At 44.1% G+C, this 14,111-nt stretch carries 11 protein-coding genes; all 11 read right to left on the bottom strand.

What is annotated here, in order from left to right; genetic code table 11:
• Positions 1-27 precede the first annotated feature (27 nt).
• Entirely contained in the window at positions 28-2,622 is a 2,595-nt protein-coding gene (locus IPP66_09115; protein MBK9925438.1) for a tetratricopeptide repeat protein, read from the bottom strand.
• Between the two features lie 25 nt (positions 2,623-2,647).
• A complete protein-coding gene (locus IPP66_09110; GenBank protein ID MBK9925437.1) occupies positions 2,648-3,181 on the bottom strand; it encodes an AAA family ATPase in 534 nt (177 codons plus the stop codon).
• Entirely contained in the window at positions 3,171-4,394 is a 1,224-nt protein-coding gene (locus IPP66_09105; protein MBK9925436.1) for a hypothetical protein, read from the bottom strand. Before IPP66_09105 ends, IPP66_09110 begins: the two co-directional genes overlap by 11 nt.
• Positions 4,391-4,633 (bottom strand): helix-turn-helix domain-containing protein, encoded by a 243-nt coding sequence (locus IPP66_09100; protein MBK9925435.1) that lies wholly within the window; start codon positions 4,631-4,633, stop codon positions 4,391-4,393. Before IPP66_09100 ends, IPP66_09105 begins: the two co-directional genes overlap by 4 nt.
• The gene (locus IPP66_09095) at positions 4,609-6,339 is read right to left on the bottom strand and encodes a hypothetical protein (protein ID MBK9925434.1); all 1,731 of its coding nucleotides are present in this window, start codon (positions 6,337-6,339) and stop codon (positions 4,609-4,611) included. Before IPP66_09095 ends, IPP66_09100 begins: the two co-directional genes overlap by 25 nt.
• A gap of 2 nt (positions 6,340-6,341) precedes the next feature.
• Complete coding sequence (locus tag IPP66_09090; protein MBK9925433.1) at positions 6,342-7,127, bottom strand: HAD hydrolase-like protein; 786 nt, start codon at positions 7,125-7,127, stop codon at positions 6,342-6,344.
• A gap of 115 nt (positions 7,128-7,242) precedes the next feature.
• A complete protein-coding gene (locus tag IPP66_09085; protein ID MBK9925432.1) occupies positions 7,243-7,812 on the bottom strand; it encodes a hypothetical protein in 570 nt (189 codons plus the stop codon).
• Positions 7,813-8,620: 808 nt separating this feature from the next.
• A complete protein-coding gene (locus IPP66_09080; protein ID MBK9925431.1) occupies positions 8,621-9,766 on the bottom strand; it encodes a hypothetical protein in 1,146 nt (381 codons plus the stop codon).
• 13 nt (positions 9,767-9,779) lie between these two features.
• Positions 9,780-11,063 (bottom strand): hypothetical protein, encoded by a 1,284-nt coding sequence (locus tag IPP66_09075; GenBank protein MBK9925430.1) that lies wholly within the window; start codon positions 11,061-11,063, stop codon positions 9,780-9,782.
• The gene (locus tag IPP66_09070) at positions 11,056-12,783 is read right to left on the bottom strand and encodes a hypothetical protein (GenBank protein MBK9925429.1); all 1,728 of its coding nucleotides are present in this window, start codon (positions 12,781-12,783) and stop codon (positions 11,056-11,058) included. The genes IPP66_09075 and IPP66_09070 overlap by 8 nt, the downstream gene beginning before the upstream one ends.
• On the bottom strand, positions 12,783-14,078 hold the full coding sequence (locus IPP66_09065; protein ID MBK9925428.1) for a hypothetical protein: 1,296 nt from the start codon (positions 14,076-14,078) through the stop codon (positions 12,783-12,785). The genes IPP66_09070 and IPP66_09065 overlap by 1 nt, the downstream gene beginning before the upstream one ends.
• Positions 14,079-14,111 lie beyond the last annotated feature (33 nt).

The following is a 14,111-nucleotide window of genomic DNA, read 5'->3' as shown; positions in this document are numbered from 1 at the left end:
GCCGAACTTTTTAAAGGCCAATCTATGTCACTCGATTATTCCAAACACATTTGCCAGCAGCCTTTTTACTGGATCGTGTTTCAATCCAAATTCTTTCTCCAGTTGAGGGATAAATTCGTGTGCGAGTTGATGAACCCATTCGCTCCTACAGTGCTTCAGACGCGATTTCATACGACCATGTGTCCTTTGAATTGAATAGGATTCAGTCGAATAGTGGGTAAAGTATTCTGAGGCAAAAACATAGTGTTGAAATGTTTCCCTGAAGGTTTCATAAGCAATTGGTATTTCCGCGTCCGGTTCCTGCTTCTTTGCCATTGCAATCCCATTCTCAAAAGTTACAGCGCCTCGCAGCATCTCCACTTGTCCCATAGTCTTATAGAAGGCATCGACAGCATCCTCTTTCTTTAAATCACCTACCCCGGTCTCTTGTTTGATCTTGTATTGATTCGGTATCACCTTTTCTATATCATCCATGCACTTCCCTGCGTTTGTCAATTGCTTTGCCCGGAAATACATAACAGACAGGTCCTGAAGAGAGTCCACCTCTTCGACCAAGTGATTAATGGATTTTGCTATTTCGACTGCACGACGAAAATTGTTAACCCCTTCTCGGAGGATACTATCGAGGATCTTTGGAGAAGTTCCTTCATCCTGGGATCTCAGAAAATACTCAGCTCGTTTGCAACAAGCCAATTCATTATGAGCATCAATAAGTCGCACTGGCTCTTCAACACTATCACGGAAGATCCGAATAGCAGCGTTCAAGTCGGTAGAGGCAACTTCAACTTGATCGAGCGCATCCGTAATATCCAGCCCTTCCTCTCGCCATTGATCAGCGATACTTCTTGCAACTGAGCCCTTAATGATCAGGCAAAGCCCGATTCCCCGACTCGGTCTGGCTTCACTTTCTATTTTTCTAAATGACTGGAATGCTTCTGCCGCTGTTTTTTGCGCCTTTCGCAATTGACCGGCTACATTTTGAACTGTCGCCAGGGAAACCTGGCTTAACGCTGTACGATAGGGATATCCTACAATCTCTCTCGATTCCAATCCCTCGCGAACAGTATCTTCTGCAAGAGAGTAATGCCCTAACAGGGCAAACACCCTCCCAAGGTTATCCTGTGAATTCGCTATCTCTTCCTTAAGCAATGGAGTGAATTCATCCTGTTTGTCTACTTGAGCCAACGCCGACTTGTACCAGGTGGTCGCCTGTTCAAGGTGGTGAACCGCCAATCGATATTTTCCCTCGTTGATCCAACATAAGTAGCCAAGATTGTTGTTGGCACGGCCAGCAACCAATCCAACCCGGATAATGAATTCAGGATTGTCCTTATTCGCCAGAGATAGAGCTGTCTCGTTTGTAGCAATCAACTGTAAACATTCCTTATAGAACTTCTCTGCCTTATCAGTATTACCTGAGTACATTAATGCCTGACCATACCAAAGTCTCAATTCAGCAAGAGAAAGAAAGTTAATATTTGGGTCGACGAGTTTACTCGTAGATTTTCTGTAGAAATAATCCCCAACTTCAATTGCCTTCGAGTGATTGCCTCTAACAGACAACCTCTTAATCCAAAGCATACTCATGTCGATTGGATATTGATCTATTATGGACGCATAATTTTTTCTTATCACTTCAGTATCGATCGGGCTTGCAAGGTTTAGTTCGGTTTCGGCCTTTTCGATGCCTGCCAACACCATGAATTGCGAGAAACCATCACGAAGCCGCATATCCAGACCGATTGAAAGGCTATTTCTAATCGCCTGGTCCTCTTGCAGTAGAAACCACCGGTATCCACTGTCGAAATCCGTCCGCAAGCGATATATTAAAGACTCCACGAGTAAGTCGTATCTATAAACATTAATAGTTGTGTCTTGCGGATGGCCTTTTTCCTGCTTGATTGTTTCCTGAATTTCGTCGTCATACCAGCCCACAATTTTCCTACTGGCATCCCGAATGAACGTGGTATTTTTAATGCATTTATCGAACAACAGATACATCTCGTCATGCAGGAAATATGTTCTTCTTGGTTTCTTTTCTTTTTCCCCGGGCACGCTTACAAACACATTTCTTACCTTCACGAACGGTAATTTACCCATTTTTTCTAATTCACCAATCAGGGTATCGATTTCCTTTTCGGATGCATCAGAGGCCAGGTATTTTACAAGCTCTTTAAACAATCCATTCCTTGCAACAGCAAGGAGTTCAAATATAAAATGTCTGTTTACGCCGGAAAGTGATTTGTAATACGTATTCAGCAGATTTTCCTGCAGTTGCTCGATGGTACGTCCGGTTTCCAAGGCTTCAATTGTTTCAGTGAGATTTTCCGACTCAATTAAGGCCTGCAAAGCTATATCCATCAACAGAGGATTCCTATTGGTTTTATTTTTGATGTTCTGTTTGGATTCTTCATCCAGGATCTTAAGTTCTGGAAACTCGCTCTGTCGTTGATTGATAAGCGCCTCTGCATCCTGATCAGAAAACGAATCCAGGGACACCAAAGTGAATTTAACCTTGGGGTGATCACCAAATCTTTTCTGTAATACATCGACAAGGAAATCAGTATGTCGTCCAAAAAGCAGGATACTTCCGCGAGGCAACTCTTCTATCTGATAGAACAACCAGCCAATAACAGATGCAGTATCCTCACTTAGGTTTTAATTCCCGTTGGACAGGATCTGCCGCACTGGTCAATCTTTCAACCGTATCCAAGGAAATAATGGGAAAGAACTTACTCGTGGCTTCTGCCAGATCATCCGAGAAAGCCTCCTCAATTCGTTTCCGTTGTTTTTCAAGCCCGGCCCCTCTCACCCCAGTTTTATAATGTGATTCGTAAAATTCACGTTCCTGCTCGTATCTCGTAAAATAAACATCGTGTTGTTCAAAGGAACGCTGAATTCTTTGCTCAAGGCCCAGGTTGCTGTTCGTGTCCGGGTCAAACATATCAAAAAGCCCCGTCCAAAGAATATTGCCGTCTTTTCCAATTTCATACCCATCGTTACTATTGAATTCCTGGCCGATCAGGCGTGCTACCACTGTTTTTCCAGTACCTGGTTTACCTTCAACAAGGTACAAGTGAACACGGTCCTCAAGTTGCTGAGCAGATGTTCGTATGGTTGATGCAATCTGTTCCGCATCGGTTCTCGAAATCCATGACGGTTGTTTGTTATTATTTTTCATTTTTTTCTCCACTCGAATGAAGCTTTAATTCTATTGTCTTGTATATTTCTGGATCGGCAATCTTTTTTATTTCAGCGAGAATATATTTGCTTGATGGATTTGACATTATTTGACGATTAACATCTTGCCAATTCACATCTTCTCTATCATGAAACCATTGATCAAGCCACTCACGGAATGGGAATGCATGAAGTTTGGCCTTCCACGCTTGATAATAAAGCAAATTCAAGAAGTGCGACGACAACGAATTATCAAACATCGATTCGCGCTCAGCCAACTCTGCCAAGGCATTATAAATTTCCGCGGCAAGATTAGGGAATTCCCGCATAAATGAGCGCGCCAACACTCCTCTTAGTACCCGATCTGAGAAGTGATACATGCCAGTAGTGGATTCATAAGTTATCAAACCGATGGACCCCAATTCCTTTATCTTCTTCAAATCACTAAAGTATGAACTGTTCCCGTCAAGTTTTGCACTTTTTACAATTGTTTGATATGCCGGGACATTGAAGGAAAAGGAAAGGCTAACTGCCTGTGCCACCCTTCTGGTGGCCGGTTCCAGACCATTTAGAAAATATTCCAGCGCTTTTCCATCTAACTCTTCCATGTCCCAGGATGGGTTTTCAATTAACCATTCCAAAAGCTTTGGGTGGCCCATTGTCTTTTTGAGAGTCACTCCATAATTCAACTTTCCAGCCTTAACTGCTTCTTTAAACATTTTGAGGGCAAACGGTGGAATAAGAATAGTTCTGTGGCGAGCTCTAACCTCCACAGAACGCCATTGTTTTATCTCGTGGAGACTGGTAACAACAATAACAGTATCTCCTGTCGACAAAACAGGACCAATTAATCTTTCTTCGACATCATAAATAAACATATCTTCCTGGCCCTCACGCACAACGGATTTTAGATTGTCCAGAAGAACTATTTTCGGGGTCAAACGGCTTGCTTTCTTTGTGTCATTTAGTGTTTTATCTAACAGGTCATGATCCTTTTTCGAAAGATCAATCGGCCCCAAAATCTTTACGTTATCCAAGCTTTGCACTTGGTCCTTGATCAGATCTAACATATATGTTTTCCCGCTGCCGTGGGTTCCCCAGATATTAAATAGTAACAGATCGCTTTCCTTACCTGATGCAATATTATTTAACGCCTGAAGTATCACACTATAAATGTCATCGCGTTTTTTTATAGATCTGATTTTCGCATTCATGATTTCACATCTCCCGTTTCAGAATCCGGCTTCACAAGGCGATAACCTTTCCCACGAACGTTTTGGAGCCAGCCCGGTGCAATATCTTCAAGTCTTTTCTTAAGATTACCAATTTGTTGATAGAAAGTCTTCATTAAGTAGTTTGGATCCTCGTTTGACGGATATGAGGCACGAATAAGTGTTTCAGGATCACAAATTGTCCCCTTGGCTTCAATCAAGAAACAGAGAATATCGGACAATATTTTCGGGAGTTCAACGATTGCTTCTTCAAAGTACGGATTTCTTTTTCATCTATCCAGAAACCCTTATGGTTGTCCATATCAGTGAAATCAAGTTTCTTTGTCTTCCATTCTTCGATCAATCTCATCCAACTATCCATCCCTATATTATCTTGCACGTTTTCTCCTTGAAAATGGATTTCAAAGAGGCGTCGAGCCAACCACAACATAGCTCTAGGGTTATTGTTTGCCCGATGAACCAGTTCCCTCTCGATTTCCGTTACATCTGGACATAGTTCACCGATCGCAATGTTCGCACCTGTTTTAGAAGCAACCTGGAATCGTTGATTCAGTAACTGAATGAGTTTAGAATCATTCCATTCAATGTGAACAGGGGGGTAATGATCCAGTTGAAATAAATTCCTTTCCTGTCTCATTATTCTCTCAAGGTTTGATGTTAGAAAGAGTCGCAGTCTCATTCCTTCGACCTTTGGGGTGGACACAATATTCCTCAAGAGGCTACTTATTTCATTTCCTGGATTAGAGCTGACCTTGACCGCATTGATTTCATCCAGGCCATCTACTAAACATATAAGTGATGTATATCTTTCCTGCTGAAGCCATCGCAACAGGATCGCTAGCGTTTCAGACGGGCGTCTGAAATCCACGTCAGGCTTTGGGATATCCCTTTGAGCGAATTTAATAACCCCATCGGTAACCATATTAAAGACCAATCTTATAAAGTCATGCGTCTGATAATCTTCTATCCTGCCAATTCTCTCCAATTGACTTTCAAAATGTTCAGGACCAATTCGTAAACAATAGATCTTTTCCTTCCGCAAAATTTCCTCGTCAAGTTCGCCGGAAACTATTCTCAAGATATTTTCCAATAAAGTAGTTTTTCCAGCACCTTTATCTCCAAACACATAGACTAGGTGATCGCCAGTAATAAGCCTTCTCAAGTCACTTCTACTACACGGCAATACTGTATAGTTCTCCAGACGGACCCTCTCTTTTAGATCATCACTAAGCGGATTAAACTTAAAGGGCGATCTTAACAGCCACGCTTCCTCTGGATCTACTTCCCTCTTTCCTCCATATACATAGTAAGTGCCGCTGTCAAAGTTCCGCCAATCAAGTTTGTTTTCAGTGCAGACTTTTAGCAAATCTCGATGCAGCTTTTCAGAGAAATCATCATCACTAAATTCCGCATAAAACAACGGGTGTTTTTCGCCAATCTCAATTTTCTCAAAGTACTCAATAACGCGGGCGTATTGAACTATGGCTTCCTTGTCGTTTACGAACTTATCAGCTTCATCAGGAATATCAACTTTTCGATACAACATTATTTCAGGTTTAATGTCAGAATTGTTTTTCCGCGCATTAAATGCCATATCAATTTCAGACTCGGTTCCCGAAAGATAGTAGGAGGAGTCCTTTGGACGTATAATCTTTGGCGGATTTCCAAATCGCCTCCAGAAAATCCCGATAAAGATATGGCAGTTGGGTATCGCAAGTTGTTCAGACACCCTATCTTCTGGATTTCCAGCACCAGGCGCAGCATCTTTTTGCTCTACTACATCGAGACGATAGTTCTCATCAATACTAGCCAAATTTTTATTTAAATTTTCAATTACTTTTCGAACAATAGCACGTTCCCTCTCAACGTCGTTGGGAGATGCAATAACTACTCTAAAAACAGAGACGGGATTATTATCTTTACTCATAATCAGATCAACTCACCTTGAACAATGTGTTGTTTGTCAGGCATCAACTCGACGGTGGAGCAATATGAGAGTACTTTTTTAACATTGCTAATTCTTTCTCCACTCCAATCGTCGGCTTGATATTGATGGCAATTTAACCAAACAGGAATAATATTTAGGTGTTTCGGGATCTGAAGGAATTCTTTGCGATCATCCACAAATATAATTTTATCTTTGTGCCCCAAATTGAACCTTTCCTCCAAGATTTCATAAATTCTTTCATCGGGCTTCACGAGTTTGTAATCAAATGAAAAAATAATAACCTTAAAATATTTTTGTAGTTTGTGATACTTAACTATTTTTTTAGCAGAGGGAAAAGCATTAGAAAGTAAAGCTTGTTCTATTTCTGCTGATTTTAATAACTCAAGAGTTTCTACAGCGTCAGGCATTAACTCAAAGCTTTTTGGGGATATCTGCATTGCGGCGAACCAGGCGCATATATTTTTTTGAGGTTTATCTATTTCCAAGCGTTTTAATACACTTGGGTAAAAATCCTCTTCCCAATACATTACTTCCGTCTTTAAGTTAGCAACATTGCGTATAACATCTAAGTGATAAGGATCTTTACGATCGGCCCATTCAAGTTTAATTGCCGATTCCAACTGGCTTTTAGTTGTGTAACGACCAGTACAAATTGAGATTTTCGCTGCCCCTTCGCACATCTTTGCTGCTTTAATCCTTACCAATGTATCGCCAAGGTCCCACGCTATTTTGGGCGGCACTGCAGGTTCCACACTTAACACTTCCATAAGTTCCTCCACAAGACCAATGATAATAAACCGAATAATGAAAGCAAACTGGTCGTATCTCTTATTGATCACTTTATGATTCAAACTTTTTTAAAAATCGCACAGGTATCAATAATCATGAGCTGGTATTTAAAACCTTCAGCAAATCCTGTGATAAACGTTGCTCAAACCCATCGCTGAAAAACTCCACATAGTATGCCGGATGTCTGCCAGCAGGGCGGCAATCCCGCATAAATTCCACTAACCGTCCATATTGTACGTAGTCTTCATCGAAATTAAACTTGGGCAGTTCATCTCGCTTCCAATAGATCATGATTTCAGGTTTTCCACTACTCTGTCTGAAGCGAAACGCATTATCAAGTTCCTCCTCTGTACCCGATTTATAAGGTGTACCATCATCTGGACGATTGGCTCCGGGTGGTGAACCGAATTTATACCAAAACATACCAATAAGGATGTCACAATGATCCATATTTAAATATTTTCCAATATATTCATTTGCCCGTCCAACCCCTGGTGGCACATCCTCCCACCCTTTGAGTTGTACCCTGTAATTTTTCCCCGTAGTATCCAGGATGAAATTGACGTTTTCAATGCTCTTTTTGCACATTTCGCGCTCTTTCAGGAGATCCGATGGCGAAACCAGAACTATATTTTTCACCGAAAATTGCTTATTACCTACCATTTGTCATCCTCACATCATACGAATGTGAATGATGACTATTATGAAACACTCACAAATCAAAGTCAAGAATTTAGTATAAAAGTTATTCAAAATTTATTCCAAAATTAAAAAGAACTTCTGTTCTATTTACATTCTTTTCAAGTTTTCATATTAGTGTGTACCCCCGTCCCGCCACTTTCATTAGTACATCGCTTTCTCAATTATCCTGGTCTAAGCGGCTTGGATTCCAGTGTTCACCCTCATCGTAATTAGGTGATTGAAACTTTGCCTTGGTGGATTTTGGCTTACGTGTTTTATGGATTCTGTCCTTGGCCTTGTGTGGATACTGATCAGGATCAAATGACAACTTGGTCCCTTTCCGTGTGGCACGCAAGAAGTGGCTCCAATGCAGATCGTCATGCCATGCGCCAAATTCAATCAGTGGCAATTTGCCGAAATATCGCCAGTCATGTCCGATCAGAAGACAATCGGCAAATCCCATAAGAACGCTTGGTGGTGAGGCCGGCGGATTTGCTGTTCGAGAGTTCACCCGTCGCCATCACGAATCCAGCCGTCCCGCCTTCGGCGAGATGGTAGAGGAATTGTTACTTGCTGTTTTGTATTCGGCTTTCGCTTTACGAGGGGGGCATGTAAGGCTCCAATGAATGACCAGTTAAGAGTATTTATATGCCGTTCAATTATGAAAGAGCCTGTTTTTGGAAACACAATCGTACTAAATGAGATATTTGAAGTCAGGTGTCAGATTCAGAGCGGACATGATGGTTGTTTCCAAGGGGTAAACATACGACTATCGATATAAGCTGAAGTGTCAATTTAATTTCTTCTTGAATACCGCTTCCACAACGCCGATGATCGTAAACTCACCATCCATATTTTCGTCGAATTCCTTTTCCCAGTCGATTTCGTAATTACTTTCGTCACTACTTTCCGGTCTCAATTGAATCCTGCCGTTTCGGCGAAAAAAACGCTTCACAGTGGCACGCTCATCTTGTCCCAGGATGCCTGCCACAACAATGTCATTGTCATTTGCATCAGATTGGGAGACGATCAGTACATAGTCGCCCGGTTCGATTGATACGGGAATGGCAATGTTCATACTTGTACCTGTCACTCGCACAGTGTGGTAACGTAAGCGTGAGTCGATGTCGACAGCATATCGGTATGAAGTAGAGGAACGTCGCACACCGAAAACCTGATACGGTTCATCTTCAATCGTCACCTCAGAGATCTCCAGAAAACCTAGCGGGTCCGGGTCAAAGCCAGTTGGACCGAAACCGCCCGCCGGGATCGATTCACTAACCTGACAGGATACCCAACGCAGCGAATCATCCTGAAAGGGATCAGTTCCTGCTGGTGACGGCTGTTGTGCTCCGGAAGGTGTGCTAGCTTGTGTTGTTGGTTGCCGAAGGGGAGGAAGCCCTCCAATGCGGATCGCATCAGCCAGATAACCATCCAGTTCTTGCATTTTATCGGTATACCAGCCCTTCCTGGCAGGATCCATCTGGTTATTGACCCCACAGACTTGGAACGCCTGGATTGCCGCCTGCCATTCAGAGATGCCCTCCACTTTCTGGTGGTTCATCCAATGGATGCAGCCAGTCATCCAGAGCACCACAGCGTTCTGATGGGCAGAGGTCAGCGACTTGTTCCTGGCACCCTGCAAAAGACGCAGGGCATCCTTGAGGCTTTCGAGGTCAACAGCCATGACGGCACAGCGCAGAAACACCTCGCCCTGCTCAGTAGGGGACATGGTGGATGCCAGATGTTCCAGCTCATCGACCACCTCCCAGACCTCGTTGGCACGATTCGCATCCCGGGCGGTTCTCATCATGCCTAGCAGTTGCTGGTGATGTCTCTGCAACACTTGCTGTTGGTTATCCCCTTCATGCAACCAAGACAATGCCTGTTCCATCCAGAGTTTTAAATTGTCAATCGGATTAATTGCTGTGACCATAAAAACCTTCCTGTTACTTATTTTCATCCGTGGAGTCGGTAGTGGAGTGACCCGGGTGATGAGTTGAACTTTCCTGCGTGGAAACATTTAACGCTCGAATGACTTGTGCCGTGCGTATCAGGATCAGGTTCTGCAGGGTTCTTGACTTGTCGCCACCGAAGCGGATACCATCCAGTGAATGGATAATGCTCATCAACAATTCAGCTTCCGCTTCAGCTCTTCCCAGTTCTTCATAAGCCAGTTTCTGGGCATCCCCATACGCCTTATTGATTTGGATGTTGCTTGTGATGTCAACACTCCAGTTTGAGAGAAACTGTTCCTCGATACGTTCAAGACTTTTGAACCCACCAGGGTCCCACCAGCGCAACACGGTTCCCATGCCGTGCAGACTCTTTTTAAAGTCATCCGAATAAGCTTTGTCCCTAATCTCCTGCCTTGGATTTTGGTTGAGGTGCTCGTGAGTGGCAATCACATCATCAAGGCGGTGATCACTGATGTACCCCTTGATGATGCCCCCAACTCTACCGCCGACTGTGCCCTGCCAATTGAACTCCTTTGGTTTACCTTGGTCGTCCACAGCTACAGTACGACTGTAAACGAAGTTGTGGACCGCCTCGGTGGAGAATGGGAAAGGGTTCAAGAGATTCGGCTGGTCAGCCAGATCATCCTCCCATATGGGATCCCAAAGACGGTAGTTGTATTTCATATTCTCCACGATCACGGCGATACCATCGCGCGTTATGGCTTTTACCTCGGAGGTTGTGCCTTCCTGCTCGTGCAGGTTGATAATTTCCTGTACCCGTTCCTGCCGGGAGATAAAGTGTTTGCTTTGTCCATATATGTTCGCAGGTGAGGTAAGAGTTTCGGTAAGTACGGCATAACCTGGGTCGATGTTCAGGATGGCAGGTCCACCTATCGTTTCGACCATCTCCGCCCAATTCGACTCTTGTATCCTGTTAGCAACGTGGATCTTTGGTATGCCCAACCCGAAAAAGGAGGAAATGAAATGGCGGAAAGGCATGCGGTCGGAGTCGAGTCCATAGATATCTTTAATGTAGTTTACAGCAGCAGCCAGAGCACTCAACAACCCAAGGTAGTAAATTACAAGCAATTTAAGATAATCCAGCAGGAATGGTCCGAGGATCGTCCACTTGAGTTGAAGGATGGGTAGTATCACTCTTTCAAGGAGAGGCGGTGTTACTGGAGTGATCACCAGGAAGAAAAAGCGCAGCCATCCATATTGCTTTTCGTCTCCGAGCAGAATCTTTCTGCCTAGCTGGATCAAACGATTAGTCATGGTCATTTCCCGTCTCTTTCGTTTGTGAATCATCCAACTGAGGTGGGACAATAGGCGTTGCTCCAGATGTACGACCGGCGCCCCCATCTGGCGACAACAGCATGGTGCCAATACCGGTCAGCAGGCTTAAGGTATCCTCGGGTAGCAATTTGCGTGTCTCTGGGTTGGCGGCCGTTGCTTCCAATTCCTGGTAGATCAGAAGCGCCAAAGCCTCACGCGGGTAAGCCTGGTTCTCCAGCAACTGAGTTAAGTGATAGATCATGCTTTGCTGGGCTTTCACGCGGGCCTGGCTTCTTACACGGGCGATTTCCAGTCTGTAATCGGCATATTTCACATCAACTTCCTTTTGTTTGGAAGAAAGCCACGAGTTTAGCAAATGCTTGCGTACTGTGGGGTCAATTGGCTCCAGTTCTCCAATACCCGCGTCCAACACCTTGATGCCTCGAAAGCGTAGAACATCGTGCCGGGTTAACTCACGCGATGGGTAAAAGATTAAGTCGTTATCGGTATAAACTCTTCCCGGCTGCAACCTGCTTCCGTTTCGCAGTGTAGCCACGCGGTATGCTAGAATGCCTGTATTGCGGACCTTACGCTTTAATTCTTTCTTGAAATCCTTGAGGGGAAAGTTATTTTGGTCATCTGGCGAATACAATTTCATATAGGGTTGCTTTGCCAGGAGGATGCGAAACTCCTCTACGGCTACATCCTGCGGCCAATCAGACCACTTTTTGAATGGCTGTCTTGATCCGAGCGGGTCTTCTTGAGTCTGGGTATGTGAGTAAACAGCCTTCTCAACCCGTTTCTCATCAAATGAATATGGGAAGTGTTCTTCGGGAACATTACTGGTGACCGCGCTTGGATCAGGATGATCGGAGATAAATTCCAGAATCTCACGTTGATCTCTTGGATCTAATTCATCAGGGAGCAACGATTTGATCTTTTTGAATACTTTCGGCAGAGAACTTTCCCATTCAATCACAAAGATCTGTTTGCCGTCTTTTCCACCCAGGCAGACATCCAGCACATCCGGTGGTTGCCCGATGGTAAATGTGCATGGGACATCTGTCGTGACGCGTATGCCATCACGTGTATCCGCTTGTACATTTTTGCGACCGCGGGTCTGTTTCCGCAAGTCCACGGTGCCGACTATTTTCTCCTTCTTTTCCAGAAAGGTAAGCCCAGGTCCAGCTACGCGGATGCCCGATACAAATGATTTGCTCTTGGGATCAAAATGTACTTTTTGTGGCTGTTCCAGACTGGCTGGTGATAGATCGTTCTTGTGTTTTAAGTGCTTGTCAAGCGTAATGGCGCTACGCAGATCTACAAAAGCAATACCTGATCCGTTCTTTTCCCTTTCTTCTGTGGACAAATTCTCCACATCACCATCCCGTACGAACACAGCAGCACCGTGCCGATGGATGCTGAACAGAAACAACTGTTTGGCTGCTTTTCCACGGTCCTGCCAGCGGTTCACCGGCAGGACGAATTGGGCAAACCAATATACAAAGACTAGATAACAAGCCATCAAACCGAAAAACTTGATAATAAATGACAATAGGGCTGGTAGGTACTGATTGGAAAACGGGATACTGAATACGAAGAAATTCCATGTCTCTGTTGTTACATGAATCACATCCGGCACAACCTGCCAGAGAAAAAGTGCAAGAAGAACCACCCTTATCAGGCGCTGCCCGGCGGTAAACCTGTGTCCTTCCTCCATTACGGTAATCCCACCTCATGAAGCCAAGTCATGCATCCAGCAAGCGTAGCGCATACTGTTTTGGTATCCTGCTTCTCAATAAAGCAATGACGAAGAAAGTGTTTAAGCGCCCTGTCGTTCGTATATTTATCTTCCAGGGGAATATGCACTGCTTTGTCCGTACTTTGATCGCTAAAGTTGGACAGAATACCGTGCAGATGTTCCGGCATTCCGGAAGAGAAACGTTCATAGAATGCCGGCCAAGTGTTATATAGCAAAATGAGCATAAAGACGAGTTGTGGGTCAGCTATGATGCTTGTCTTCAAATCACCAGTATAGGCTTCGTAGAATTTATGCGCTGTCTTTAATAAACGACGGGGCACCAACACTTCCGGGATCTGTGGGATCTTTTTGATATCCACGTCGGGTAGACTGCCCTGCTCAACGTTGACCGGCCGTACCCTAGTCAGGAACTTGTGAAGTTGATTTATGGCTTGATCAGAAATAGGCGGGATATGATATTGCTCTGGTACGATCTTATCGAGATAGCTGTTACCATCCATGCGTGTGCCTTCGTATTTATGATCGATATAACTGGCAATAACCCCGGCATCCATCGCGAATACCCAGACACAGTTCGGAGCATAAAGGAAATTCTTGACGGACTCCAGAAGTCGTACCACATTTTCCGGCGAGCACCGGTCAAGGTTGTCTATCATAAAGACGATTCGGCGATTTTGATAAGCTTTACTGGCCAACTGAACCAGATCGCGGAAAGCGTTTTGTGCACCACGAATGTCATCCACAAGAGCTTCCAAATCCCGGAGGTTCAGAGTATCTGGACTGACATCTGGGAGGTTGTCAACGTAATCTTTTACTTCACTAAGTCTCAAATTTAGTACCTTGCGCAAGGCTATATCTGTCCCAGCCTGTGCAAGAACACCAACAATTCTGCGCCAACTTTTCGAATAATTCTCTTGGGGTACGCCACCAATCAAATTGCGCATGTGAACCAAAATCGGCAGTGCCAAGTCCCCAGAAGCCTCATACGGCCAAACGTCTATATATTCTAGTTTTGGTTTTTCAGAGACTGGAGACTTTTCCTGCTTGTTAATAATTGTCATCAAATTCAGGATGGACGTTTTTCCAACTCCCCATCCCCCATACAAACCAACTGCTGATGAACAATCAGGAGCGGAAACCCGCTTCAATAACCGACGCGCAAATTGATATCTTTCAAGATAATCACTTTCAAGATTGTTGACAGGATCGAATGCACTTGAACGAACACTAGGTTGTTTTATGCCCACATTCATAGTTTTGTATCCCTTAATGGAAGTATAAGCCAC

This window comes from Candidatus Defluviilinea proxima (genome assembly GCA_016721115.1).
Classification (GTDB): Bacteria; Chloroflexota; Anaerolineae; order Anaerolineales; family Villigracilaceae; genus Defluviilinea; species Defluviilinea proxima.
Note: the sequence above shows the minus strand (reverse complement) of the source record. Positions and strands in the feature narration are given on the sequence as shown.

What these genes read in the sequence shown, in the direction of transcription:
- IPP66_09085 (MBK9925432.1), bottom strand. Translation starts at nt 7,812, where the DNA reads ATGGTAGGTAATAAGCAATTTTCGGTGAAAAATATAGTTCTGGTTTCG.
- IPP66_09090 (MBK9925433.1), bottom strand. Translation starts at nt 7,127, where the DNA reads ATGGAAGTGTTAAGTGTGGAACCTGCAGTGCCGCCCAAAATAGCGTGG.
- IPP66_09105 (MBK9925436.1), bottom strand. Translation starts at nt 4,394, where the DNA reads ATGAATGCGAAAATCAGATCTATAAAAAAACGCGATGACATTTATAGT.
- IPP66_09065 (MBK9925428.1), bottom strand. Translation starts at nt 14,078, where the DNA reads ATGAATGTGGGCATAAAACAACCTAGTGTTCGTTCAAGTGCATTCGAT.
- IPP66_09070 (MBK9925429.1), bottom strand. Translation starts at nt 12,783, where the DNA reads ATGGAGGAAGGACACAGGTTTACCGCCGGGCAGCGCCTGATAAGGGTG.
- IPP66_09110 (MBK9925437.1), bottom strand. Translation starts at nt 3,181, where the DNA reads ATGAAAAATAATAACAAACAACCGTCATGGATTTCGAGAACCGATGCG.
- IPP66_09080 (MBK9925431.1), bottom strand. Translation starts at nt 9,766, where the DNA reads ATGGTCACAGCAATTAATCCGATTGACAATTTAAAACTCTGGATGGAA.
- IPP66_09095 (MBK9925434.1), bottom strand. Translation starts at nt 6,339, where the DNA reads ATGAGTAAAGATAATAATCCCGTCTCTGTTTTTAGAGTAGTTATTGCA.
- IPP66_09075 (MBK9925430.1), bottom strand. Translation starts at nt 11,063, where the DNA reads ATGACTAATCGTTTGATCCAGCTAGGCAGAAAGATTCTGCTCGGAGAC.